The following is a 22502-nucleotide window of genomic DNA, read 5'->3' as shown; positions in this document are numbered from 1 at the left end:
CGGGGATCGAAAGATCCCCGTCGCCGTATTACCGGCAGGCGCCCGGCCGGGGGCCTGTCGTCAGACTGTTAAACCCGATTGGAGGGCCCATGAGTTCGCGAGAAGATCTGTATCCGTCACGTCAGCTGGACCGGCCAGAATGGCTGGAACGCCAGGATCCGGTCCTGTACCGGCAAGACCTGGAAGCCGCGCCTGTTGCGCCGGAGCTGATGGCTCGGTTCGAGCGCGACGGCTATATGGTGTTGCCGGAACTCTTTTCTCCGCAGGAAGTGGCGGTGCTGCGTGCTGAACTGGATCGCCTGCGTCAGGATCCCGAGGTGCTGGCATCGGACGAGGCCATCCGGGAGCCCCAGAGCGGCGCGTTGCGCTCGCTGTTCGAGATCCACAAGAGTAACCCGCTGTTCGCCCGCGTGGCGGGGATGCGCGTATCGCCGAGGTGGCTCGCTTCATTCTGGGCGGCGATATTTACATCCATCAGTCGCGCATGAACTTCAAGCCCGGCTTCAACGGCAAGGAGTTCTACTGGCACTCCGATTTCGAGACCTGGCATGTCGAGGACGGCATGCCGCGCATGCGGGCGCTCAGCTGTTCCATCCTGCTGACCGACAATGACATCAACAACGGTCCGCTGATGCTGGTACCGGGTTCGCACCGTCACTACATCACCTGTGTCGGCGAAACGCCGGAAAACCACTACCAGCACTCGCTGCGCAAGCAGGAATACGGTGTGCCGGACCATAACAGCCTGAGCGAGCTTGTCAGTCGTTATGGTATCGATACCGCAACCGGGCCGGCAGGCTCCGTGGTGTTTTTCGACTGCAATACCATGCACGGCTCCAACAGCAATATCACGCCGGCGCCACGCAGCAATCTGTTCTTCGTCTACAACCAGGTCGGGAACAGTCTGCAGGATCCGTACTGCCATCAGGCACCGCGCCCGGGCTTCATCGCCGATCGCGGTCCTGTAGCGCCGCTGGCCATTGCCCCCAGCGGTATCTCTGAGCCGTTGCCATCCATTCATATTCCGGCGCCTGACCATCCGGCGGCGCCGGACTCACAAGGACATGACCCCCACAACAACTATGCATACAGTAGAGAAAATCGGCGGTACCTCCATGAGCCGCTTCGAGGAAGTCATGGAAAATATTCTGCTCGGCGATCGCGCCGGCAGTGACCTGTATAACCGCATCTTCGTGGTTTCGGCCTATGGCGGCATGACCAACCTGCTGCTGGAGCACAAGAAAACCGGTGAGCCCGGCATCTATGCCCGCTTCGCCGATGCCGACAGCGAGGATGCCTGGCTCGGCGCGCTCGAGGATGTGCGCGATCGCATGCTGCGCAAGAATGCCGAACTGTTTGCCGCCGACTACGAGCGCAGTGCGGCGGACCGCTTCGTGCAGGAGCGTATCGACGATGCCCGCGACTGCATGCAGAGCCTGCAGCGCCTCTGTACCTACGGCCACTTCCAGCTCGAGGAGCACCTGATGAAAGTGCGCGAGATGCTGGCAGCGATCGGCGAGGCCCACAGCGCCCACAATACCGTGCTGGCGCTGCGTGCCCGCGGCGTCAATGCCCGGCTGGTGGATCTGACCGGCTGGCACCAGGAGGCGCCGCAGTCCTTCGACGAGATGGTGCGCACCAGCTTCGCCCAGGTCGATTTCGCCAGCGAACTGGCGGTGGCCACCGGCTACACCCACTGCGCCGAAGGCCTGATGAACACCTACGATCGCGGTTACAGCGAGATCACTTTTGCCCAGATCGCGGCCGAAACCGGTGCCCGCGAGGCGATCATTCACAAGGAGTACCATCTTAGCAGTGCCGATCCGATGCTGGTCGGTACCGATAAGGTGGTGACGATCGGCCGCACCAACTTCGATGTCGCCGACCAGTTGTCCAATCTCGGCATGGAGGCAATCCATCCGAAGGCTGCGAAATCGCTGCGCCGCGCCGGCGTGGAGCTGCGCATCAAGAACGCCTTCGAGCCGGAGCACGGCGGCACCCTGATCAGCCAGTCCTATACCAGCGACCGTCCCTGCGTTGAGATCGTCGCTGGGCGCAAGGACGTCTTCGGCCTCGAGGTGTTCGACCAGGAGATGCTCGGTGATGTTGCCTACGATATCGAGATTACCCGGCTGCTGAAGCAGCTCAAGCTCTATGTCGTCAACAAGGACTCCGATGCCAACAGCATCACCTACTATGTTTCCGGCTCGCGCAAGAAGGTCAATCGCGCCGCGCGCCTGATCGAGGAGCAGTACAGGGCCGCCGAGGTCAACGTGCACAACGTCGCCATCGTTTCGGCGATCGGCTCCGATCTCAAGGTCAAGGGCATGCTGGCACGGATGATGTCGGCGCTGGCCGAGGCCGACATCAGTGTCCAGGCAGCGCATCAATCGATCCGTCAGGTCGAGATGCAGTGCGTGGTCAACGAAGAGGATTACGCCCAGGCGGTCGCCGTGCTGCACCGTGCACTGGTCGAGCGCGAGGGCTACGAGGATGTGATCTCGGCGGCGTAAAACAGATGTCCAGGCGGGCCACGACCCGCAAGAAGTCGATCCGTCAGGTCGAGATGCAGTGCGTGGTCAACGAAGAGGATTACGCCCAGGCGGTCGCCGTGCTGCACCGTGCACTGGTCGAGCGCGAAGGCTACGAGGACGTGATCTCGGCGGCATAAAGGTCGCGCCGAAGCTTGAATAACACTTGTAGGAGCGCCGCGCCGGTGCGAACACGTTGGCCGAGGTGCCGGCGGTGTTCGCTGCGGGGCGCAGCTCCTGCAGGGGTCAGGCTCGCGAAAATTCGATTTCGCCGGCCGTTGATGTCATTATTGGCAGCGTCTGTTGAAGACCTGAATGACGGAGCTATCGGAGAGCCCTGACCTTGAGTGCCGCGCTGAAATCCCTTAAAGAGTCCGAGCAGTTGCCGGTGCTGCTCGCCCGGCAACCGATCTTCACCAAGAACCAGGATGTCGTTGCCTACGAGCTGCTGTTTCGCAACCAGACCGGCGAATTCGACAACTCGGTGACCGACGATCGTGCCACCCTCTCGGTGATCGTCAACACCTACGCCAGTATCTGTCGCGACGGCGAGATCCGCAGCTTGCCCTGTTATCTGAAGCTGACAGACAAGGTGCTGCTGGACAGCTCGCTACCGGAGCTGCCGAAAGAGACCTTCGCCCTGGAGTTGCTGGGGCATACGGAGGTGACGCCACCGCTGCTGGACAAGCTCAGGGATCTGGGACGCCGCGGTTACCGCCTGGTACTTGCCGATTACGACCCCCAGGATCCCAGGTTCGAGCCATTGCTCGAGATCGTCCATGTGCTCAAGCTGGATATTCTCAAGCTGGGTCTGCACGCGTTGCCGGCGATCATCCAGAAACTCAAGCGTTTCAACCTCGAGCTGCTGGCGGACAAGGTCGAGAATCAGGATCAGTTCCGCCAGTGCCTGGAGATGGGCTTCTCTCTATACCAGGGATTCTTCCTCAGCAAGCCGGTGCCGGTGCGCGGCAAGAAAATTGGCGGCAACAAGGTGGTGCTGCTGCAGCTGCTCGCCGAACTGCAGAATCCCGAGACCACGGCGGCGGCCCTCGAACAGATCGCCGTCAACGATGCCGCCCTGACCTACAAGATTCTGCGGGTCGTGAACTCGGCGGCTTTCAACCTTCGCCGCGAGATCGAGTCGCTGTCTCACGCCATTACCCTGCTGGGGCTGGATCAGATCCGTCGCTGGGTCACCCTCTTTCTGGCCAGCGGCGAAGTCGGCAAGCCCGATGAGCTGACCCGCAATATGCTGGTACGCGGGCGCATGTGCGAGCTGCTGGCCGAGCTGATGGGGCGCAGCCAGCCGATCAACTACTTTATCGTCGGTCTGCTGTCGCAGCTGGACGTACTCTTCGATATGGAGATGGCGGACCTGATGGAGCAGGTGCCGCTGCGCCAGGAGATCAAGGATGCGCTGCTCAATCGCGCCGGGGAACTGGGCGAGGTGCTGGACGACGTCGAGCATTACGAGCGTGGCGAGTTCGAGGCCCTGCGCCGCCTGGTCGAATCGGCCTACTATGAGGTGGCTTACCGTCACAGCCTCGCCTGGGGACAGCAGGTAATGCAGGCGATGTCCGATAACTGAGACCGCCGCCATGGACTGGCTTTACGGTTGGCTGCCGTCGGCGTTGAGCCTGGAGCAGGCGCTGCTGTTGACGCTGCTCAGTGGCCTGACCTCGATGATCACTGCGGCGTTGGGTATCGGCGGTGGCGTGCTGCTGCTGGCGGTGATGGCCTCGATGCTGCCGGTCGCCGCCCTGATTCCCGTCCATGGCCTGGTTCAGCTGGGCTCCAATTTCAATCGCGCGCTGATGACGCGCCGCCATGTCGACTGGCCGCGGGTGGCGCCCTTCGCCCTGGGCGCACTGTTCGGCGCGCTAACGGCTGTCTGGGTGCTGGTGCAACTGCCGCTGAGCTGGATTCAGCTCAGCGTCGCCGGCTTCATCCTCTACCTGCTCTGGGGACCGGGGTTCGGCAAGGGGAGCTCAGTCGGCCGGGGTTGCTGCTGATGGGCGCCCTGACAACGCTGATCTCGATGTTCGTTGGGGCCACCGGCCCGCTGGTGGCGGCCTGGGTACACCGCTTCAACGCCGGCAAGTTTCCCACCGTGGCGACCTTCGCAGCCTGCATGAGTGTGCAGCACTGTCTCAAGCTCGTGGTTTTCGGCAGTCTCGGGTTCATGTTTCTCGAATGGGTGCCGTTCGTGCTGTTGATGGTGACGGCAGGTGCGTGCGGTACCTGGCTGGGGCTGAAACTGCTCGATCGCATGCCGCCGGCCTGGTTCAGGCCGCTGTTCCGGCTAATCGTGACGCTGCTGGCGGTGCGGTTGATCTGGCAGTCGATGTCGGTCGGCTGAAGAGGTTGGCGTTGGGGGCTGTGCTTACCGATATGATGCAGCTTCGCTGGCATTTGCTCCTGCAATGCCAGACTTCCCACCATCCCTGGTGGTCGCTGCGCTCTGCGGCATCCTGCGAAAAAAGGCTTGGTCCTCGGTGCGCGGGCCGGTGCTGTCGTGCCTGATCAGGCAGCGATAATTTCGACGGCGAGGTCGTCGTAATTGTGGGTGCGGATGATCCGTTTGGCCGCGCAGGCGCATTTGCCGCAGTCGCTGCCGACACCGAGCTCTTCGCGCAGGTCGCGCATGCTGCGGGCGCCGTTATCGATGGCTTCACGAATTTCGCGGTCGCTGACATTTTTGCAGATGCAGATCTTCATGCGCTGGTCCGGGATGCTTTTTTGATAGAACGGTAATGATAATAGTTATCATCACTTTTATTGGCAACAGGCAATCGCGGCGTTTAACTTGAAAGATTTTTGATAAGTTTTGGCTACTGATATTTTGTAATCGATAGCCTAAAGACGTAAAGACGGGATGGGTAGAGCGATGCAATGGCACGGCCTCTACACATTCCAGGCGGCCGGGGCATCGGGGAACCGCCAGGGATGGTGGAAATCCCGATAACGCAGGAGCGGTTATCGGGAAACCCGTCATATCTATCGCAGTACAGGTCGATTGGTTACGGTCGTTCCGACTTCCACTCAACCTGCAGGCAATGCATGTCACCCGTCACAAAAAAGGGCAGCCGAAGCTGCCCTTAGTGCGTTGGGAACACGCTCAGTCGAGCTTGGACAGGTCGCGTACTGCGCCCTTGTCGGCGCTGGTGGCCAGCAGGGCATAGGCCTTGAGCGCGGCCGATACCTTGCGCGGGCGCTCTTCGACTGGCTTCCAGGCGTCCTTGCCCCTGTTTTCCATGGCCGAGCGGCGGTGGGCCAGCTCCTCCATCGACAGCTTGACGTCGATGGTGCGGTTGGGAATGTCGATACGGATGATGTCGCCTTTCTCGACCAGACCGATGGCGCCACCGGCCGCCGCTTCCGGCGAGACGTGGCCGATCGACAGGCCCGAGGTGCCGCCCGAGAAGCGGCCGTCGGTGAGCAGGGCGCATTCCTTGCCCAGTCCCTTGGACTTCAGGTAGGAGGTCGGGTAGAGCATTTCCTGCATGCCGGGCCCGCCCTTGGGACCTTCGTAGCGGACAATGACCACATCGCCGGACTTCACCTGGCCTTCGAGGATATGGTGCACCGCCTGGTCCGGGATTCGGTGATGTGCGCCGGACCCTCGAACACCAGGATGGAATCGTCGACGCCCGCGGTTTTTACCACGCAGCCGTCTTCGGCAATGTTGCCGTACAACACCGCGAGGCCGCCTTCGAGCGAGAAGGCATGCTCGAGGGAGCGGATGCAGCCGTTTGCCCGGTCACCGTCCAGGGTCGGCCAGCGGGTGGCCTGGCTGAACGCGACCTGGGTCGGGATGCCGGCCGGACCCGCCTTATAGAACTCGACCACTTCGGGGCTGGGGTTGCGCATGATATCCCACTGGTCCAGGGCGTCTTTCATGGTCGCGCTGTGGACGGTCGGTACATCGGTGTGCAGCTTGCCGGCGCGGTCGAGCTCGCCGAGGATCGCCATGATGCCACCGGCACGGTGGACGTCCTCGATATGGTATTTCGGGGTGTTCGGCGCCACCTTGCACAGCTGCGGCACGGTGCGGGACAGGCGGTCGATATCCTGGAGGGTAAAGTCCAGCTCGGCTTCCTGGGCGATCGCCAGCAGATGCAGGATGGTGTTGGTCGAACCGCCCATGGCGATGTCCAGGGTGATGGCATTCTCGAATGCCTTCAGGTTGCCGATGCTGCGCGGCAGTACCGACTCGTCGTCCTGTTCGTAGTAGCGCTTGGCCAGCTCTACGATGGTATGACCGGCGCGGTGGAACAGCTTTTCCCGGTCGGCGTGGGTCGCGACCACGGTGCCATTGCCCGGCAGGGCCAGGCCCAGGGCTTCGGCCAGGCAGTTCATCGAGTTGGCGGTGAACATGCCGGAGCAGGAGCCGCAGGTCGGGCAGGCGGAGCGCTCGTACTCGGCGACCTTCTCGTCGGAGGCGCTGTCATCGGCGGCGATGACCATCGCATCCACCAGGTCGAGCTTGTGCTCGGCCAGCTTGGTCTTGCCGGCTTCCATCGGGCCGCCGGTGACGAAGATCACCGGGATGTTGAGACGCATCGCCGCCATCAGCATCCCCGGCGTGATCTTGTCGCAGTTGGAGATGCAGACCAGCGCATCGGCGCAGTGGGCGTTGACCATGTACTCGACGGAGTCGGCGATGATATCGCGGCTCGGCAGCGAGTAGAGCATGCCATCGTGACCCATGGCGATGCCGTCATCGACTGCAATGGTATTGAATTCCTTGGCCACGCCGCCGGCCTTTTCGATTTCCCGCGCCACCAGCTGGCCCATATCCTTGAGGTGCACGTGCCCGGGCACGAACTGGGTAAAGGAGTTGGCGACGGCGATGATCGGCTTGTGGAAATCCTCGTCTTTCATCCCGGTGGCGCGCCAGAGCGCACGTGCCCCGGCCATGTTGCGACCTGCTGTTGAGGTCTTGGAACGATATTGCGGCATGACCTGATATCCTCGGCTGCTTGCAGAGTCTCTGAATGCTTGTTTGGCTAAGGGTCGAGTATATCAGAGGCCGAGGCCGGACCACCAAGAGTTGCCGCTTCTAGTGTACTGTTTCACTCTTAAAGGCACTTATAGCGAGTCGCCAAGGGGTTGGCCGCAAGGCGCATTTTTGAAGGCATAGTGGGTCTATGTCGAGAAAATGCAACACCGCGGACGGCCCCTTGGCGGGCTCTATAAGTATCTATTAGGGTGAAACAGTACACTAGCCTGTGGCTTTCCCAAAGTTCATGCCGGATTCAGCCGCTTGCGACTAGAGTGGTCTCCAGAATGAGACATGTCCGGCCGGGACTAGGAGGCTGACCATGCTGCGCACACTGATATCCGCTCTGGTGGTCGCCCTGTTGTTGGCTTCCCCGGCTCAGGCGGATAACGGTCATCGTCATCATCATCGTGATGGCCGCGGTTACGACTATGCCAGGGTGATCGATGTCGACCCGATCGTGCGGCGGCAGCGGGTGCGGGTGGAGCGCGAAGTCTGCTGGGACGAGCGGGTCCGGGTTGACGGGGCGCATCCTGGAGACCGGGCCGGCGCCGCCGTGATGGGCGCTGTGATCGGCGGTGTCGTCGGACATGAGTTCGGTGAGCGTGACCCTCGGGCCGGTACCCTGGTCGGTGCCGCCGTAGGCGCGGCGCTGGGGCATGAACTGGCGGCTCAGAGACACCATCGCAGCCGTTACGTCACGGAGCGTCGCTGTGCCGTCGAGCCCGATTTTGAGTATCATGAAGCCGTTACCGGCTACCAGGTCCGCTATCGTTATCGTGGCCGGATCTACCATACCCGTACCGAACGCCACCCCGGCAAACGTATCAGGGTCAGAGTCGATGTGTCGCCGGTTCACTGGCACGGCTATTAACCCGGCAATTAAATAGCCATCCTTGCCTATTTAATTGTTATGTACAGGATGTACGGTATGTCGCGCACGCATGGATGCATGTGCGTGACCGCCCTTGAAAACCGGGCGGAATTTTGCGAAACCCCTTGAATTTCAAGGGCTCGCATTGGCCTTCGGCCAATGATGATGCCTCCACGCATCATGTGGACATGAACGGTATTTTCATACCGGCTTGATAATGCCTCAGCCGGGGGCGGAACAAGAGGAGCACAACCTGATGTTGCGAATGTCGCACTGGCACCCCGTACCGTCCCTGCTGGCGGTTGTCGGGCTCGGCTTCTGCCTGCTGCTGTCACCGCTTGCCCGTGCCGAAGCGGCCACGACACCCGGCGCGCTGCTGCTGTCGCGACATGCTGACGGCCCGGCGCTGCTGTCCGGTGTGCAGCCGGTGACGGCGATGGTGACGCCGCCCGGGCAGTCGCGGCGCCTGAGTGTGGCGCAGCAGGAGGTCAGCTTGCAGCAGGCGGTGGAGCTGGTCCGGAGCCGTTACAAGGGGCAGGTGGTCAAGGCCACGGCGATCGAGTCCCAGGGCCGGACGGCTTATCGCATCCGTCTGGTCCATGAAGGCCGGGTCCGCGAAGTGCTGGTCGATGCGCAGTCGGGACAGATCATTAATCCCTGAGGTAGAAGCGGATGAAAGTACTGATAGTCGAGGATGACAACGACCTGAGGCGCCAGCTGAAAACGGCGCTGGAAAGTCGCGGTTACACGGTGGAAGAAAGCGCGGACGGCGAGGATGCGGAGTTTCTGGGGCTCGAATATCCCTACGATCTGGCGGTGGTGGATTTGGGATTGCCGAAGTTGCCCGGTGTCGATGTGATACGAAGCTGGCGCGAAGCGCAGAAGACCTTTCCGGTGCTGATTCTGACCGCCCGCGGCGACTGGCAGGACAAGGTCGAAGGGCTCGAGGCCGGAGCCGACGATTATCTCGTCAAGCCGTTTCATATCGAGGAACTGGTGGCGCGTCTCAATGCGTTGCTGCGTCGCGCCGCCGGCCATGCGACCCCGGTGATGCGTTATGGCCCCATTGCGCTGGATACCGCAGGCCGGGTCGTGACGCTCAATGACCGGCCGGTCAAGCTGACCAGCTACGAGTACCGGACGCTGGAGTATCTGATCCTGAATGCCGGCAAAACCATCTCCAAGACCGAGTTGACCGAGCATCTGTACCATCAGGATTTCGACCGCGACAGCAATGTGCTGGAGGTCTTTATTCGCCGTCTGCGTCAGAAGCTCGATCCCGAGCAGACACTGCAGCCGATCACCACGGTACGGGGCCTCGGCTACCGTTTCGACCTGGCGCCGGCCGACGCCTGATGCGTCTGCGCTGGCCCCGGGTGCGCTCGCTGCGGGCACGGCTGCTGGTTTTCTCCTGCAGCCTGTTGCCGGTGGTCTTTTTCAGTGCCTGGTTCGCCCTGCAGAACGCTTTTCTCCATAGTCTGGAAACGGCGGAACGGGAACGGCTCAAGCTGCAGGTCTATCTGCTGCTCGGGGCCGCCGAATTCCAGAGCGGGCGCATGAGTATCCCCCAGACTCTGCGCGAGCCCCGTTTCGGTCAGCTCGAGTCCGGGCTTTACGGTGTTATCCAGAGCCAGAGCGGCGCTCTGCAGTGGCGTTCCGAGTCCAGTATGCTACTGCCCGCCGGTTTGTTGCTGGCGCTGGACGATGCACCTCTCAGGCCCGGGCAGGTGCTGTTCGCCCACCTGCCCGAGCATGGCCTCTATCTGTATCAGTATCCGGTCGTCTGGGAGGGTGGCGGGCGCGAACACCATTTCCTGATCAACGTGCTGGAAACCGATACCCCATTGCTGAAGGAGCTGCAGGCCTATCGCAACCAGCTGGTGGGCTGGCTCAGCCTGCTGTTTCTGCTGGCGCTGCTGGTGCAGTACGTGATTCTGCGCTGGAGCCTCAAGCCCCTCGACGGCCTGGCGCGGGACCTGAAACGGATCGAGAGCGGCGACGCCGACCGCCTCGGCGGTCGCTACCCGCTCGAGGTTCAGCCCGTGACCGCCAACCTCAACCTGTTGCTCGACAGCGAACGCCGTCAGCGTGAGCGTTACCGAAATACCCTGGGCGACCTGGCCCACAGCCTGAAAACGCCGCTGGCGGTGATCCGCGGCTCGGCCGAAGAGGCGCTGCCCTATGACGCCTACCGCACCATCGTCGACGAGCAGATCGAACGCATGGATCAGATCGTCCAGTACCAGCTGGCTCGTGCCGTTAAAAGCAACGGCCGGCCAATGGCGGCCGGCGTCGAGATCGGGCCGGTACTGCAGCGGATCAGTGGCGCGTTGATGAAGGTCTATCGAGACAAGGGGGTCGAGATCGATTTGCAGCAGCAGCCCGGACTGAAATTCGCCGGTGACGAACGCGACCTGATGGAGTTGCTCGGCAATCTGCTTGAAAACGCCTGCAAGTACGGCAAACGGCAGGTCCGGGTCGGAACTTCGCTGCAGGACGGCGATTTGCAGATCGATATCGACGACGATGGTCCCGGGGTTTCGCCCGAGCGGCGCGATACGGTGCTTCAGCGTGGCGCCCGTCTCGACACCTCGGCCCCGGGACAGGGCATCGGCCTGGCCGTAGCCGTCGATATCCTCAGCAGCTACGACGGCGAGCTGTGCATCGGCGAGGCACCGCTGGGCGGTGCCCGCTTCAGTCTGACGCTGCCGGCGGTGTAGCTGCGGTAGGGTGCTGGTGAGTGCAACGAACCGCACCATTCATTGCACATCGGTTGCGCGGAGCAGTGCCCGGCGTTCGTCGTTGTCCGGATGGCTTTTCAGCCAGCCCGGCAGCTGCACGCCGCTTTTCCGCTGGCGCTGCAGTTTGTCCAGCAACCCGGCCAGCCGCGACGGGTCGCGGCCCTGACGCAGCAGGCTTTCACGCGCGTAGCGATCCGCTTCCCGTTCGAAACGGCGGGAGTAGTGGCTTTCCACCAGTACCGTCGGCAGTGCCGCCAGCACCGAGCCGGCGGCATTGAGGTCGCCGGTGACGGCGATCAGCAGCAGTGGCAGGGCGCTGCTTTGCAGCACCCTGCGCAGGCCGTGACGCTCGCGCACGTGACCGATCTCATGGGCCAGTACGCCGGCCAGGGCATCGGGGTCGGCGGCCAGCTCGACCAGCTGGTCGGTGACGACGATCTGGCCGCTGGGGAGCGCAAAGGCGTTGGCGCCGACCTCCTCGGAGCGGCGGAACGCCAGTCGGTAATGAAAGTCGCCGGGCAGGTCGGCGACCAGGGTGTCGAACAGCGCCTCCACCTGCTGCCGCCGTTCTTCCGGCAGCAGCGATGGCTCGAACAGCCAGCGGTCCAGCGCTGCCAGCGTCTGCCGACTGCTGTGTTCAGCGACGCTGGCCGGCAGCGAGAAGGCGGCCTGGCGGGCCAGTGCGGGCAAGCCGTAGCGCAGGCCGGCGCCGCAGACCAGCACCGTCAGAACCGCGGCCGCCAGCGTCCAGGCCAGACGGCCCTCCAGCCAGTGCAGTCGGTGACCGGCACGTCCGGGGGCAAAGCGCCGGTCTAGCAGGTCGAGCTGGCGGTGGTCGCGGGTCTCGAAGCGGCGCCCGTCTGGCAGGGCGATATAACGGGGGCGCTGCCGACGGCTTCGCTGCAGTGGAGCGCGCGCCAGTCTAGCCGGGTGCCGTCCGGCAACAGTATCCGGCCCGAGTCATCGACTTCCAGCGTACCCGGTTGCCGGGCCGAACTGTCGCCGTCATAGATAAAGCCCTCGATCTGCATCAGAGGCCGACTTCGATATCCAGGGCCTCGCCGAGCTCTTCACCCAGGGCATTGAGCTGTGCTTCCTGAGCCTGGATGAAGTGATCTGGCTCGACGGCCGGCACACTTCGGTACAGTCGGCCCGGTAGCGTGCCATGCGGATCTGGGTCCAGGGGATCAGCAGGCCGAAGGAGCACAGGATCGCCAGGGTATTGGTCACCAGCAGCCAGCACATCGCCGGGGTTTCCATCCGGCTCTCGAAGCGGTGTTCGTCGAGGCATGCATGGTTCAGCGTCAGGTTGGTGATCCGGGTCCTGACGAAGACACCGGCCAGATAGAAGAACGGCAGCCCGAACAGTGGGGCCAGTAGGCTGCCGGTGCCGGGTTGCAGCACTGACGCGGTACCGAGCAGGGCCGGTATCAGGAACCCGAGCAGGCCGATGCCGAGCCCGATGATATAGACGCCGTAGACGCTGCCGACCCTCAGGTCGCTGTCGAAGCGGCTGGTGCCGAAGCGGCTGTTGCGTACCAGCCACTGCTGCTGTCGGCAAGCGAAGTAGGGAATGGCCAGACCCAGGGTCAGGACGCTGGCCAAGGGGCCGAGCAGGTACCAGATGGCTGCATTGCGATACTGGCCGTCGAAATCGAAACGGATGCCGCGGTAGCGGCTGTGATAGTGTCCGAACCGCAGCGATCGCACGATCAGCCAGGGCATCGCGACGATGAATGCCAGGCCGAACAGCGGTGCGATAAGCGGCAGGTAGGTGGTGCAGAGGGCGTAGAGTGCCAGCGCGGCAACTGCGATCAGCCGCCCCTTGAGAAGGGTCACGGGGTCGGCGGTATATTCGAAACTGCTGCCGTCCAGGGCCGTATGGCCATAGAAGTAACGCATCTTGCGTACCTTGGCCCAGGGGGAATAGAGGCCAAGGGTCAGGACGGTCAGGCACAGGTTGATTATCCAGATGCGGAAATATTCCCGGGTGTCGCCGCTGAACTCGAACGGCAGGCGACGGGGAGCGGCCCGGAGCGATCCGGACGCAGCGGGGGCTGAGCAGTTCATAACGGAACCTTCCCTGGTAGCGTTGGATGAAAGAGAGTCGCTTTCCTGCGACTCGTACAATTCTGGACCAGGCAGCCGCATCTTGCCACCGTCACCCTGGCTGTCGCCGGTTGTCGTGCCGCCGGTGACAAATCGATCTGCAATACGATCGATATGATGGGTCCGCGATGCCCGGGCCGCGAGGGAACTGGAGGATAGTGTCGTTGCATCGCTTGACCCATCCTACCCACGCGTAACGCGTAACGCGTAACCCGTCACCCCAGCTTTTTGATAAACACCTTGGAGTTGCGCTGGTAGTTGTAGAGTTCCTGGCGCCTGCCCGGCAGCTTGTCCAGCGAGGCTTCGGCAAAGCCGCGCTCGACGAACCAGTGGGCAGTGCGGGTGGTCAGCACGAAGAGGCGCTCCAGGCCCAGCTCCCGGGCCCGGTCCTCGACGGCGTTGAGCAGCATGTCGCCGCGTTCGCCGCCGCGGTAGAGGCTGGAGACGGCGACGCAGGCCAGCTCGCCGATCGCCTCGTCCGTAAAGGGGTAGAGCGCCGCGCAGGCGATGATGGCGCTGTCGCGCTCGACGATGGTGAACTGCTCGATCTCGGCCTCGAGCAGCTCGCGGGAACGGCGCACGAGAATGCCTGCCTGTTCCAGCGGGGCGATCAGCTCGATGATGCCGCCGACATCCTCGATCGTGGCCTGGCGAACCTGCTCGTAGGATTCGCGGATCACCATGGTACCGGACCCGTCGCGGGTGAAGAGTTCGGAGATCAGGGCGCCGTCCTCCTGGTAGCTGATCAGGTGACAACGGGGAATGCCGAGATTGCAGGCTTCGACCGCCGCTTCGAGCTGGCGGGCAAGTTCGGTGTATTCCTGGTCGGGGGCTTCGGACTCCATTCGGTGCAGGTACTGATTGACCATGCGCTCAGCCGTGCGGGCCAACAGTTCGCTGCGCAGCTCGCCGCGGCTGTCGAACACGCCCTTGTCGGCGCCGAACAGAATCAGTTTCTCGGCCTCCAGCGCCCTGGCGGCGGCGGTGGAGACCTCCTCGATGGCCAGGTTGAACATCTCGCCGGTCGGCGAGTAGCCGATATTGGACAGCAGCACGATCTCGCCATGGTCGAGGTGACGGCCGATCGCCTTGCTGTCGATGCGACGTACCTCACCGGTGTGCAGCAGGTCGACGCCCTCGTAGACCCCATAGGGGCGGGCGGTGACGAAATTGCCGGAACAGACGCGGATACGGGCGCCGTGCATCGGCGTGTTGGCAAGCCCCATCGACAGCTGGGCCTCGATCAGGGCGCGCTGATAGCCACAGGCCTCGATCACGCACTCGAGGGTTTCGCTGTCGGTGATGCGCATGTCGTGGTGCAGCCGCGATTCGATGCCGCGGGCGGCCAGGCGCTGCTCGATCTGAAGGCGTGAACCGTAGACCAGCACCAGGCGCACGCCAAGGCTGTTGAGCAGCGCGATATCGTGGACGATGTTGGCGAAGTTCGCATCGACCACCGCATCCCCGCCGAGCATCAGCACGAACGTCTTGCCGCGATGGGCATTGATATAGGGGGACGAGTGGCGAAACCAGTTGACGTATTGCTGTAGTTCGTTAATCACTTCAGGTGTCCGCTGTGCCCTGCAGGCAGTATTTCTGAATCAGGTTTTCCAGTATCGCGACGGTCGGCTTGATCTGGTCGAAACCCAGGTACTCGTCGGGCTGGTGGGCCTGGTCGATGTGGCCAGGCCCCATGACAATGGTGTCCATCCCCAGGTCCTTGAGGAAGGGGGCTTCGGTGCCGAAGGCGACCGCTTCGGCCGGGTGCCCGGTAAGCTGCTCGGCGGTCCGTACCAGTTCCGAGGTGCGTTCGTTCTGGAACGACGGAATGCCCGGGAACAGCGCCTCGACCTCGATCCTGACACCATAGGGCTGCTGCAGCGGCGCCAGGCGCTTGTGGATCGCCTCGCGCAGCACGTCGATACTCATGCCCGGCAGCGGGCGCAGGTCGAACTCCAGCTCGCAGCGGCCGCAGATCCGGTTCGGGTTGTCGCCGCCGTGGATACAGCCGAGGTTCAGTGTCGGCACCGAAACGGCGAAGTCGCTCTGGCGGTACTGTTGCTGCAGCTCGCGACGGAAAGCGATCAGTTCGCCCATGACGCCGTGCATCGCTTCCAGCGCGCTGGCGCCCAGGCTCGGGTCCGAGGAGTGGCCGGCGCGGCCGGTGATCCTGACCGCTTCCATCATGATGCCCTTGTGCATATAGATCGGCTTCATGCCGGTCGGCTCGCCGATCACCGCATAGCGCGCCTTGGGGCGTCCGGCTTCGGCCAGGGCCCGGGCGCCACTCATCGAGCTCTCCTCATCGGCCGTTGCGAGGATGATCAGCGGTTGCTGCAGCGGCTGGTCGACGAAGCGGCGGGCGGCCTCGATCGCGAGCGGGAAAAAGCCCTTCATGTCGCAGGTGCCGAGACCGTAGAAGCGGTTGTCGCGCTCGTCGAGACGGAAGGGGTCGCTGTGCCAGAGCTCGGCGTTGCAGGGCACGGTATCGGTGTGGCCCGAGAGCACCAGGCCGCCGGGACCGGTGCCCAGCGTCGCGATCAGGTTGGCCTTGCCGGGAAAGCCCGTGATGGGCATGACTTCGGTACGAAAACCGAGCTCCGAGAGCCAGCTTTCGAGTTTTTCAATGACGCCGAGGTTGCTCTGGTCCCAGTCAGGCGCGGTGCAGCTGATCGACGGGGTCGCGATCAGTTCACGGAGCATGGTTACCAGATCGGGGATGGCGGGCATGGTCGACCTCGACTGCAGAATGGCGTGTGCCTATTGTGCAGCCTTTGAGGTCGGTATTCCATGGTCGCGTCACGCGTCTACTGACAACTGCTCCTGCGTTGTCAGCACACCCGCCATCCATGGCGGTGACGCGACACCCTTAACTGAACATCCCCTTGAACATGAAGAAGAACATGATCGCCAGCAGCGCACCGGCCGGCAGCGTCACGATCCAGGACACGAAGATCGTACCGACGACTCTCAGGTTGAGTGCCGCCAGGCCGCGTGCGATACCGACGCCGAGCACCGCACCGACCAGGGTGTGGGTGGTCGAGATCGGCAGGCCGGTGCCGGAAGCGACCACCACGGTGGTGGCGGCGGCAAGAGTTGCGGCAAAGCCCCGGCTCGGGGTCAGCTCGGTGATGTTGTTGCCGACGGTCGCGATGACCTTGTGGCCGTACATCACCAGGCCGGCGACGATGCCGCCGCCGCCGAGCAGCAGGATCCAGGCCGGCATCGCTGTCTTCTGGGCCACTTCGCCACCGGCGGCGACGACGCCGACAACGGCAGCCAGCGGACCGACGGCATTGGCGACGTCGTTGGAGCCGTGGGCAAAGGCCATGGCGCAGGCGGTGAACATCATCAGGATGCCGAAGATCTTCTCGACACTGGAGAAGTGGTAGTCACGGTCGGCTGCGGCGTTGGGCTTGATATTGCGCTGCAGCCAGATGCCGGCCAGCATGGTGAGAATGCCGATCAGGATCGAGGCCAGTGCGCTCTGGCCCCAGCTCAGGTGCAGGCCGACGTGCTTGAGTCCCTTGGTGAACGTCACCATGGCGACGATAAAGCCGACCAGGAAGATGTACGCCGGCACGTACTTCTTGGCGTTGGCGAAGGGATCTGCGGTGTCGAGGATCAGGCGCTGCACACTCTTGAACAGGAAGAAGGCGATCACGCCGGCCGTCAGTGGCGATACCACCCAGCTCGCGACGATGCTGCTGACCTTGCCCCACTGTACCGCTTCGACCGAAATGCCGACGGCGGCGAAACCGACGATGGCGCCGACGATGGAATGGGTGGTCGAGACCGGCCAGCCGTAGTGGGTGGCGATCAGGAGCCAGAGGCCTGCGGCCAGCAGCGAGGCCAGCATGCCGTAGACCAGCAGTTCCGGCGAGCCCGACAGCAGGGCCGGGTCGATGATGCCCTTGCGGATGGTGGCGGTCACGGCACCGCCGGCCAGATAGGCGCCGAGAAATTCGAACATAATGGCGATGAGGATCGCCTGTTTCAGGGTCAGGGCGCCGGAGCCGACGGAAGTGCCCATGGCGTTGGCCACGTCGTTGGCGCCGACGCCCCAGGCCATGAAGAAACCGAAGATGCAGGCAAGAATGACGATAATGTCGCCGTATTGCGCAATGATGCTCATGTTGGATTCCTTGGTACGGGGGCTTAGCGGGCCAGGAGCAGGTGCAGGCGTCCGCCTACCTGTTGGGCCCGGTCGGCGAGATCACCGATCCAGTTGATCACCTTGTAGAGGAACATCGCATCCAGCGGATGCATCTCTTTTTCCACCTGGAACAGGGCGCTGCGGATTTCACGTTCCAGGTCGTCGGCATCATGCTCGTAGTCGTCGATATCGTGGATCATGTTTTCCACCGTGTTGACCTCGTGGCCGCCGAACCCGGAGCTGATCAGCTCGTCGAGCTCATTCAGGGCGGTCAGGGCCTGGGCAGAGGTTTTCAGTGCTCCGCGCACGAAGGTCTTCATCTGCGGCTGGATCGCCGCCGGAATTTCCATCTTGCGACCCAGCATCAGGCCGGCGATATCCTTGGCCCGGTTGGCGATCTTGTCCTGCATGCGCAGCAGGTCGAGCAGGTCCGAGCGGGGCACCGGCAGGAAAATGCTGTTGGGCAAGTGGGCGCGAACATCCTTTTTCAACGCATCCGCTTCATGCTCCAGCGTGGCGATCCTCTGCTGGACGGCCTCGGCTTTTTCCCAGTCGTTGGCCATCACGGCATCGAAGAAGGGGACCAGCTCGAGGGCGCAGGCATGTGCCTTGGCAATGTGTTCCTGCATCGGTTTGAACGGCGAGCGCGCAAACATCTGCAGGATCGGATTGTTGGTTACCATGGGGTTCCCTGTTGGTTGTCACGACTTCGGGCGCAAGTATAAGTGCGGTAAAAGCGTGGTTGTAGTCAAAGCTTAATCTTTTTTTAACGAATTCATGATCTCTGTCCCGGTTTTCGTACTGCTGGTGCGCGGCAATGGCCCTACGCAGTTGCTGTCGGGCCGGTTACACTGGGGCCTGGGCCGAATGGAGAGACGAAGAAGATGGCGCGGGAAATAGAACTCAAGCTCTGCCTGGCGCAGGACCAGGTGAAACGGCTGCAGCGACTGCCATTGCTGGTCGAGGAGGCCGAGTATTGCGGCCGCCGGGCGCTGCACAACCAGTATTTCGACACACCGGACCTGGCGCTGACGGCTGCGGGCGTGGCGCTTCGCATCCGCGAGCAGGACGGTCGCCATATCCAGACCCTCAAAACCCGGGGAGCCAGCCAGGGCGGGCTGCATCAGCGCAACGAGTGGGAATGGGATCTTGCCGGCAACGAGTTGGACAAAGAGCTGCTGAAAACGGCCCGATGGCCCGGACGTCTGGCGTCCGACTCTGTGCTGCAGTGCATCGGGCCTGTCTTTCGCACCGATTTCGAACGCACGACCTGGCTGCTGCGACGCGACGGTGCCCTGATCGAGATCGCCCTCGATCAGGGGGAGGTCACGGCTGTCGCCCGGGACGGTCATAAGGGTCACGAGCTGCTGTGCGAGGTCGAGCTGGAACTGAAGGAGGGTGAGCCTGCAGAGCTCTACGCGGCGGCACTGGAGCTGGCCGGCGCGGTGCCGTTGCTGATCAGCGATATCAGCAAGGCCGAGCGCGGCTATCGCCTCCTGACCGCCGAGCAGCCGGCAATGTCCGGGGCATCGCCGGTGACCGAAACGATGCGTGCCGGCGAGGCCTTCCAGGCACTGGCCGAGCATGCTCTCAATGACGTCAGCCGCGGACTGGAACTCTGGCGCGACAACCAGGACTGGCTGGGCGCAACGCTGGCGGCGCAGGCACTGCAGCGCCTCAGGGCCTCGCTGGCCTGCTTTGCGCCGCTGCTGTCGGGCGAAAGCGAGTCCTTGCTGTCGCGTCTGGGTCTTCTGAACTGCGCACTCGATCAGGCGCTGTCCTGGCGCACCCTGCTGGCGATGCTCGACGAGTCCCAGGTTGCAGGCTGGAGTGCGCAACAGGCGCCCGTCGCGCTGCGACGTCTCGATGCGCTGTTGCGTGCACCGGAGCCGGGCCTGCTGCTGCTCGAGTGCAGCCGGCTGCTGAATCGGGCCGCAGACGTTGCGACAGCGCAGCAGCCGTTGGCGTTTTTCACCCCGGAGCTTGATAAGCTGCCGCTTTAAACTGTCCGTTGGGGGACCGGTCCAGGTGTCGGAATTCACCCGTAGCCTGGAATGAGCCTGCGAATTCCGGGTTTCGTGGCGCTGCGTCGGCATTCGCCCCTTCGGGGCTCATTCCAACCTGCGATCCCTGGCCGCCGAATGAAGAGGACCGAGAATGCTAGAACCGCAACTTGCCCAGATCCCGCAACCGCTGCATGACCTCGTCAACCAGCGCTGGCGGAAGCTCGATGCCTGCCTGGCCTCCCTGGAGGAGGTGCCGGCGAGCCTGGCCGAGGAGCTGACCCGGGTGCTGCTCGGCAGCGACTATGTCGCCGAACAGCTGGCACAGCGTTCCGGCCTGCTGGCAGAACTTGTTGGCAGCGGCGACCTGCACCGGGATTATGGCCAGCCGGACTATCGCGCCGCCCTGGGCGGGCGCTTGCGCGAACAGTCGGATGAAGCGGGTCTGCAGCGTGCACTGCGGCAGTTCCGCCACCGCGAAATGGTGCGCATCGTCTGGCGTGACCTGACCCGGCTGGCCGATATGCGCCAGACCACCCGGGAGCTGTCCTGGCTGGCGGATGCCTGCATCGAGGAGGCGCTGGACTGGCTCTACCGGGAGGCCTGCGCAAAGTGGGGTACGCCCCATTCCCGGCCCGATGCGCAGGGGCAGCGCCATCCCCAGAAACTGGTGGTGCTGGGGATGGGCAAGCTGGGTGCCCACGAGCTGAACCTGTCGTCCGATATCGATCTGATGTTTGCCTATCCCCGCAACGGCGAAACCGAAGGCGCCCGCCGCTGCCTCGAAAACCAGGACTTCTTCATCCGCCTGGGGCAAAAGCTCATTCAGGCGCTGGACAATGTCACCGTCGACGGTTTCGTGTTCCGCGTCGACATGCGGCTGCGTCCGTTCGGCGCCGCGGGCCCGCTGGCCGTCAGTTTCGATGCAATGGAAGGTTACTATCAGGACCAGGGGCGCGAGTGGGAACGCTACGCCATGATCAAGGCACGTGTCGTGGCCGGCGACCATGGTGCCGGCGTCCGGCTGCTCGAGCTGTTGCGGCCCTTCGTCTACCGCAAATATATCGACTTCAGTGCCTTCGAGTCGCTGCGGGACATGAAGGAGATGATCAATCGCGAAGTGCGACGCAAGGGGCTGGAGCAGAACGTCAAGCTCGGCTCCGGCGGCATCCGCGAGGTCGAGTTTATCGCGCAGGCGTTCCAGCTGATCCGCGGCGGTCGCGATCGCCGGCTGCAGCAGCGTGAATTGCTCAATATCCTGCCGCTGCTGACCGAGTTCGGCATGCCCCGGGCGGCCATCGACGAACTGCTCGAGGCCTACGAATATCTGCGCAATGTCGAACATGCGCTGCAGGCCCTCAACGATCAGCAGACCCAGGAGCTGCCGCTCGACGATCAGACGCGCCTGCGCCTGGCGGTCACGCTGGGCTCCGATGACTGGGAGTCCTTCAGCGCCGAGCTGGAGCGGCACCGAGGCTGTGTGCGCACTCACTTCGCCGATGTGATCGCGCCGGCTGAAAAAACGCACGTCGAGACGGTCGATGGTGCCGCCGACTGGCTGGCGCTGTGGGAGGGCGACCTGGAAGCAGAGGCCGCCGGGCAGTTTCTGGCCGAACGCGGTTTCGACGATCCGGCGAAGGCCTGGGCGCTGCTGGACGATCTGCGCCGGTCACGTACCGTCGGCGTTTTGCAGGCCGTCGGCCTCGAACGGCTGCGCGCGGTGCTGCCATCGCTGCTGGTGCAGGTGGCCCGGGTGGAGAACGCCACCGAAACGCTGTCACGGGTGCTTCAGCTGATCCAGGCGGTGCTGCGCCGCTCGGCCTATCTGGTGCTGCTGGCGGAAAACCCGGCGGCGATGGCGCAGCTGGTACGGCTCTGCTCGGTGAGCCGCTGGTTCTCGGACCAGCTCTCGCGGCTGCCGATCCTGCTCGACGAACTGATCGATCCGCGCACCCTCTATGCCCCGCCCGACAAGCAGATGCTGCAGCACGAATTGCGTCAACAGCTGCTGCGCATCCCGCAGGAGGATACCGAACAGCAGATGGAGGCGCTGCGCTACTTCAAGAATGCCCATGTACTGCGCGTTGCGGCGTCGGAGATCACCGGTGTGCTGCCGCTTATGAAGGTCAGCGACTACCTGACCTGGACCGCCGAGAGCATCCTCGAGAGCGTGTTCGAGACGGCCTGGCGTCTGCTGACCGAGAAGCACGGCCTGCCACAGAAGGCGCCCGGCGAGCCCTGCGACCCCGATTTCGTGGTGCTGGGGTACGGCAAGCTTGGCGGTATCGAGCTGTCCTACGGTTCCGACCTCGACCTGGTCTTTATCCATGACGCCGACCCGAACCTCTCGACCGACGGCGAGAAGCCGCTGGTCAACAGCGTTTTCTTTACCCGCCTGGGACAGCGCATCATCCATATGCTCAATACCTTCACGGCCGGCGGGTTGCTGTATGAGGTCGACATGCGCCTGCGTCCCTCGGGCAATGCGGGCCTGCTGGTCAGCTCGCTGAAGGCGTTTCGCGAGTACCAGCTCAAGGAGGCCTGGACCTGGGAGCACCAGGCTTTGACCCGCGCCCGGGTCGTCACCGGCTGTCCGCGTCTGGCGCAGCGCTTCGAAGAGGTCCGGGCCGAGATCCTGGCGCGGGAACGGGAGAGCGGGAAGCTGCGTCAGGAAGTGGTGGAGATGCGGCAGAAAATGCGCGAGCACCTCGGAACACGCCCGGCGGCCGGCGACGAGGAGGCGGTGTTCAATCTGAAGCAGGATGCCGGCGGCATCGTCGATATCGAGTTCATGGTGCAGTATCAGGTGCTGGCCCACGCTCATCAGTATCCGGCACTGATGCAGTACACCGACAACATCCGCATTCTGGATGCCGTCGAGCAGGCCGGTCTGTTGCCGGCGGCGGATACCGAGCTGCTGCGCGAAGCCTACAAGGCCTATCGCGCGGTCGGCCATCGTCTCAGCCTGCAGGAGCAGTCCAGCGTCATCGCCGACTCGGAGATGCAGGACTACCGCGAAGGCGTCAGCCGGATCTGGGCGCAGGTGATGGAGGGGGCTGAGCGGCAAAGTTGATTGAAAGAGCGTA

Annotated in this window: 21 protein-coding genes and 1 pseudogene; 13 read left to right on the top strand and 9 right to left on the bottom strand. The window is 63.3% G+C overall.

Annotated features, from left to right (window positions below; all coding sequences use genetic code 11):
- Positions 1–89 precede the first annotated feature (89 nt).
- The 7 genes from ACFQDL_RS09930 to ACFQDL_RS09900 all read left to right on the top strand — a co-directional run bounded on the left by ACFQDL_RS09930 (position 90) and on the right by ACFQDL_RS09900 (position 4890).
- The gene (locus tag ACFQDL_RS09930) at positions 90–488 is read left to right on the top strand and encodes a phytanoyl-CoA dioxygenase family protein (protein ID WP_379908868.1); all 399 of its coding nucleotides are present in this window, start codon (positions 90–92) and stop codon (positions 486–488) included.
- On the top strand, positions 437–1174 hold the full coding sequence (locus ACFQDL_RS09925) for a phytanoyl-CoA dioxygenase family protein (protein ID WP_379908867.1): 738 nt from the start codon (positions 437–439) through the stop codon (positions 1172–1174). The genes ACFQDL_RS09930 and ACFQDL_RS09925 overlap by 52 nt, the downstream gene beginning before the upstream one ends.
- Positions 1083–2513 carry an aspartate kinase gene (locus tag ACFQDL_RS09920; protein WP_379908866.1) on the top strand — a complete coding sequence of 477 codons (1431 nt, stop codon included), beginning with the start codon at positions 1083–1085 and terminating at the stop codon, positions 2511–2513. Before ACFQDL_RS09925 ends, ACFQDL_RS09920 begins: the two co-directional genes overlap by 92 nt.
- 5 nt (positions 2514–2518) lie before the next feature.
- Positions 2519–2671 carry a hypothetical protein gene (locus ACFQDL_RS09915; protein WP_379908865.1) on the top strand — a complete coding sequence of 51 codons (153 nt, stop codon included), beginning with the start codon at positions 2519–2521 and terminating at the stop codon, positions 2669–2671.
- Positions 2672–2874: 203 nt separating this feature from the next.
- Complete coding sequence (locus tag ACFQDL_RS09910) at positions 2875–4119, top strand: EAL and HDOD domain-containing protein (RefSeq protein WP_379908864.1); 1245 nt, start codon at positions 2875–2877, stop codon at positions 4117–4119.
- Between the two features lie 10 nt (positions 4120–4129).
- Entirely contained in the window at positions 4130–4543 is a 414-nt protein-coding gene (locus ACFQDL_RS09905) for a TSUP family transporter (protein ID WP_379908863.1), read from the top strand.
- Complete coding sequence (locus tag ACFQDL_RS09900) at positions 4543–4890, top strand: TSUP family transporter (RefSeq protein WP_379908862.1); 348 nt, start codon at positions 4543–4545, stop codon at positions 4888–4890. Before ACFQDL_RS09905 ends, ACFQDL_RS09900 begins: the two co-directional genes overlap by 1 nt.
- 164 nt (positions 4891–5054) lie before the next feature.
- Here ACFQDL_RS09900 and ACFQDL_RS09895 read toward each other — a convergent pair whose 3' ends face one another.
- Positions 5055–5249, bottom strand: coding sequence for a (2Fe-2S)-binding protein (locus ACFQDL_RS09895; protein WP_379908861.1), 195 nt, complete (start codon positions 5247–5249; stop codon positions 5055–5057).
- Between the two features lie 400 nt (positions 5250–5649).
- Positions 5650–7493 (bottom strand): annotated as a pseudogene (ilvD, locus tag ACFQDL_RS09890) (dihydroxy-acid dehydratase).
- A 362-nt stretch (positions 7494–7855) separates the two neighbouring features.
- On the opposite strand from ilvD, the gene ACFQDL_RS09885 reads away from it, so the two are divergent.
- The 4 genes from ACFQDL_RS09885 to ACFQDL_RS09870 all read left to right on the top strand — a co-directional run bounded on the left by ACFQDL_RS09885 (position 7856) and on the right by ACFQDL_RS09870 (position 11127).
- Positions 7856–8407, top strand: a complete 552-nt coding sequence (locus tag ACFQDL_RS09885) for a glycine zipper 2TM domain-containing protein (RefSeq protein WP_379908860.1) — start codon at positions 7856–7858, stop codon at positions 8405–8407.
- Between the two features lie 256 nt (positions 8408–8663).
- A complete protein-coding gene (locus ACFQDL_RS09880) occupies positions 8664–9068 on the top strand; it encodes a PepSY domain-containing protein (protein WP_379908859.1) in 405 nt (134 codons plus the stop codon).
- 11 nt (positions 9069–9079) lie between these two features.
- Positions 9080–9763 carry a response regulator gene (locus ACFQDL_RS09875; protein WP_379908857.1) on the top strand — a complete coding sequence of 228 codons (684 nt, stop codon included), beginning with the start codon at positions 9080–9082 and terminating at the stop codon, positions 9761–9763.
- Positions 9763–11127 carry an ATP-binding protein gene (locus tag ACFQDL_RS09870; RefSeq protein ID WP_379908856.1) on the top strand — a complete coding sequence of 455 codons (1365 nt, stop codon included), beginning with the start codon at positions 9763–9765 and terminating at the stop codon, positions 11125–11127. The genes ACFQDL_RS09875 and ACFQDL_RS09870 overlap by 1 nt, the downstream gene beginning before the upstream one ends.
- Before the next feature lie 39 nt (positions 11128–11166).
- Here the strand turns inward: ACFQDL_RS09870 and ACFQDL_RS09865 are convergent, their stop codons facing one another.
- The 7 genes from ACFQDL_RS09865 to ACFQDL_RS09835 all read right to left on the bottom strand — a co-directional run bounded on the left by ACFQDL_RS09865 (position 11167) and on the right by ACFQDL_RS09835 (position 18096).
- Complete coding sequence (locus ACFQDL_RS09865) at positions 11167–11871, bottom strand: M48 family metallopeptidase (protein WP_379908855.1); 705 nt, start codon at positions 11869–11871, stop codon at positions 11167–11169.
- A gap of 89 nt (positions 11872–11960) precedes the next feature.
- Positions 11961–12179: a DUF7092 domain-containing protein gene (locus ACFQDL_RS09860; RefSeq protein ID WP_379908854.1), complete on the bottom strand. Its 219-nt coding sequence runs from the start codon at positions 12177–12179 to the stop codon at positions 11961–11963.
- Complete coding sequence (locus ACFQDL_RS09855) at positions 12154–13218, bottom strand: YjgN family protein (protein ID WP_379908852.1); 1065 nt, start codon at positions 13216–13218, stop codon at positions 12154–12156. The genes ACFQDL_RS09860 and ACFQDL_RS09855 overlap by 26 nt, the downstream gene beginning before the upstream one ends.
- Before the next feature lie 254 nt (positions 13219–13472).
- Entirely contained in the window at positions 13473–14819 is a 1347-nt protein-coding gene (argA, locus tag ACFQDL_RS09850; RefSeq protein WP_379908851.1) for an amino-acid N-acetyltransferase, read from the bottom strand.
- Between the two features lies 1 nt (position 14820).
- Positions 14821–15987 carry an acetylornithine deacetylase gene (argE, locus tag ACFQDL_RS09845; protein ID WP_379908849.1) on the bottom strand — a complete coding sequence of 389 codons (1167 nt, stop codon included), beginning with the start codon at positions 15985–15987 and terminating at the stop codon, positions 14821–14823.
- A 139-nt stretch (positions 15988–16126) separates the two neighbouring features.
- Entirely contained in the window at positions 16127–17392 is a 1266-nt protein-coding gene (locus ACFQDL_RS09840; RefSeq protein ID WP_379908848.1) for an inorganic phosphate transporter, read from the bottom strand.
- Positions 17393–17415: 23 nt separating this feature from the next.
- Positions 17416–18096, bottom strand: coding sequence for a TIGR00153 family protein (locus ACFQDL_RS09835; RefSeq protein WP_379908847.1), 681 nt, complete (start codon positions 18094–18096; stop codon positions 17416–17418).
- A gap of 201 nt (positions 18097–18297) precedes the next feature.
- Between ACFQDL_RS09835 and ACFQDL_RS09830 the strand changes: the two genes are divergently transcribed.
- The gene (locus tag ACFQDL_RS09830) at positions 18298–19416 is read left to right on the top strand and encodes a CYTH domain-containing protein (protein ID WP_379908846.1); all 1119 of its coding nucleotides are present in this window, start codon (positions 18298–18300) and stop codon (positions 19414–19416) included.
- Positions 19417–19570: 154 nt separating this feature from the next.
- Complete coding sequence (glnE, locus tag ACFQDL_RS09825; protein WP_379908845.1) at positions 19571–22489, top strand: bifunctional [glutamate--ammonia ligase]-adenylyl-L-tyrosine phosphorylase/[glutamate--ammonia-ligase] adenylyltransferase; 2919 nt, start codon at positions 19571–19573, stop codon at positions 22487–22489.
- The last annotated feature ends 13 nt before the right edge of the window (positions 22490–22502 follow it).

It is taken from the genome of Marinobacterium aestuariivivens (assembly GCF_042661465.1).
Taxonomy (GTDB): domain Bacteria; phylum Pseudomonadota; class Gammaproteobacteria; order Pseudomonadales; family Balneatricaceae; genus Marinobacterium_A; species Marinobacterium_A aestuariivivens.
The sequence above is the reverse complement of the archived record's forward strand: the minus strand, read 5'-3'. Positions and strand labels throughout refer to the sequence as shown.

Coding starts and splice junctions, on each gene's coding strand:
- ACFQDL_RS09830 (WP_379908846.1), top strand. CDS start 18,298: ATGGCGCGGGAAATAGAACTCAAGCTCTGCCTGGCGCAGGACCAGGTG.
- glnE (WP_379908845.1), top strand. CDS start 19,571: ATGCTAGAACCGCAACTTGCCCAGATCCCGCAACCGCTGCATGACCTC.
- ACFQDL_RS09930 (WP_379908868.1), top strand. CDS start 90: ATGAGTTCGCGAGAAGATCTGTATCCGTCACGTCAGCTGGACCGGCCA.
- ACFQDL_RS09915 (WP_379908865.1), top strand. CDS start 2,519: ATGTCCAGGCGGGCCACGACCCGCAAGAAGTCGATCCGTCAGGTCGAG.
- ACFQDL_RS09885 (WP_379908860.1), top strand. CDS start 7,856: ATGCTGCGCACACTGATATCCGCTCTGGTGGTCGCCCTGTTGTTGGCT.
- ACFQDL_RS09870 (WP_379908856.1), top strand. CDS start 9,763: ATGCGTCTGCGCTGGCCCCGGGTGCGCTCGCTGCGGGCACGGCTGCTG.
- ACFQDL_RS09895 (WP_379908861.1), bottom strand. CDS start 5,249: ATGAAGATCTGCATCTGCAAAAATGTCAGCGACCGCGAAATTCGTGAA.
- ACFQDL_RS09855 (WP_379908852.1), bottom strand. CDS start 13,218: ATGAACTGCTCAGCCCCCGCTGCGTCCGGATCGCTCCGGGCCGCTCCC.
- ACFQDL_RS09875 (WP_379908857.1), top strand. CDS start 9,080: ATGAAAGTACTGATAGTCGAGGATGACAACGACCTGAGGCGCCAGCTG.
- ACFQDL_RS09920 (WP_379908866.1), top strand. CDS start 1,083: ATGCATACAGTAGAGAAAATCGGCGGTACCTCCATGAGCCGCTTCGAG.
- argE (WP_379908849.1), bottom strand. CDS start 15,987: ATGCCCGCCATCCCCGATCTGGTAACCATGCTCCGTGAACTGATCGCG.
- ACFQDL_RS09835 (WP_379908847.1), bottom strand. CDS start 18,096: ATGGTAACCAACAATCCGATCCTGCAGATGTTTGCGCGCTCGCCGTTC.
- ACFQDL_RS09880 (WP_379908859.1), top strand. CDS start 8,664: ATGTTGCGAATGTCGCACTGGCACCCCGTACCGTCCCTGCTGGCGGTT.
- ACFQDL_RS09905 (WP_379908863.1), top strand. CDS start 4,130: ATGGACTGGCTTTACGGTTGGCTGCCGTCGGCGTTGAGCCTGGAGCAG.
- ACFQDL_RS09900 (WP_379908862.1), top strand. CDS start 4,543: ATGGGCGCCCTGACAACGCTGATCTCGATGTTCGTTGGGGCCACCGGC.
- ACFQDL_RS09860 (WP_379908854.1), bottom strand. CDS start 12,179: ATGCAGATCGAGGGCTTTATCTATGACGGCGACAGTTCGGCCCGGCAA.
- ACFQDL_RS09840 (WP_379908848.1), bottom strand. CDS start 17,392: ATGAGCATCATTGCGCAATACGGCGACATTATCGTCATTCTTGCCTGC.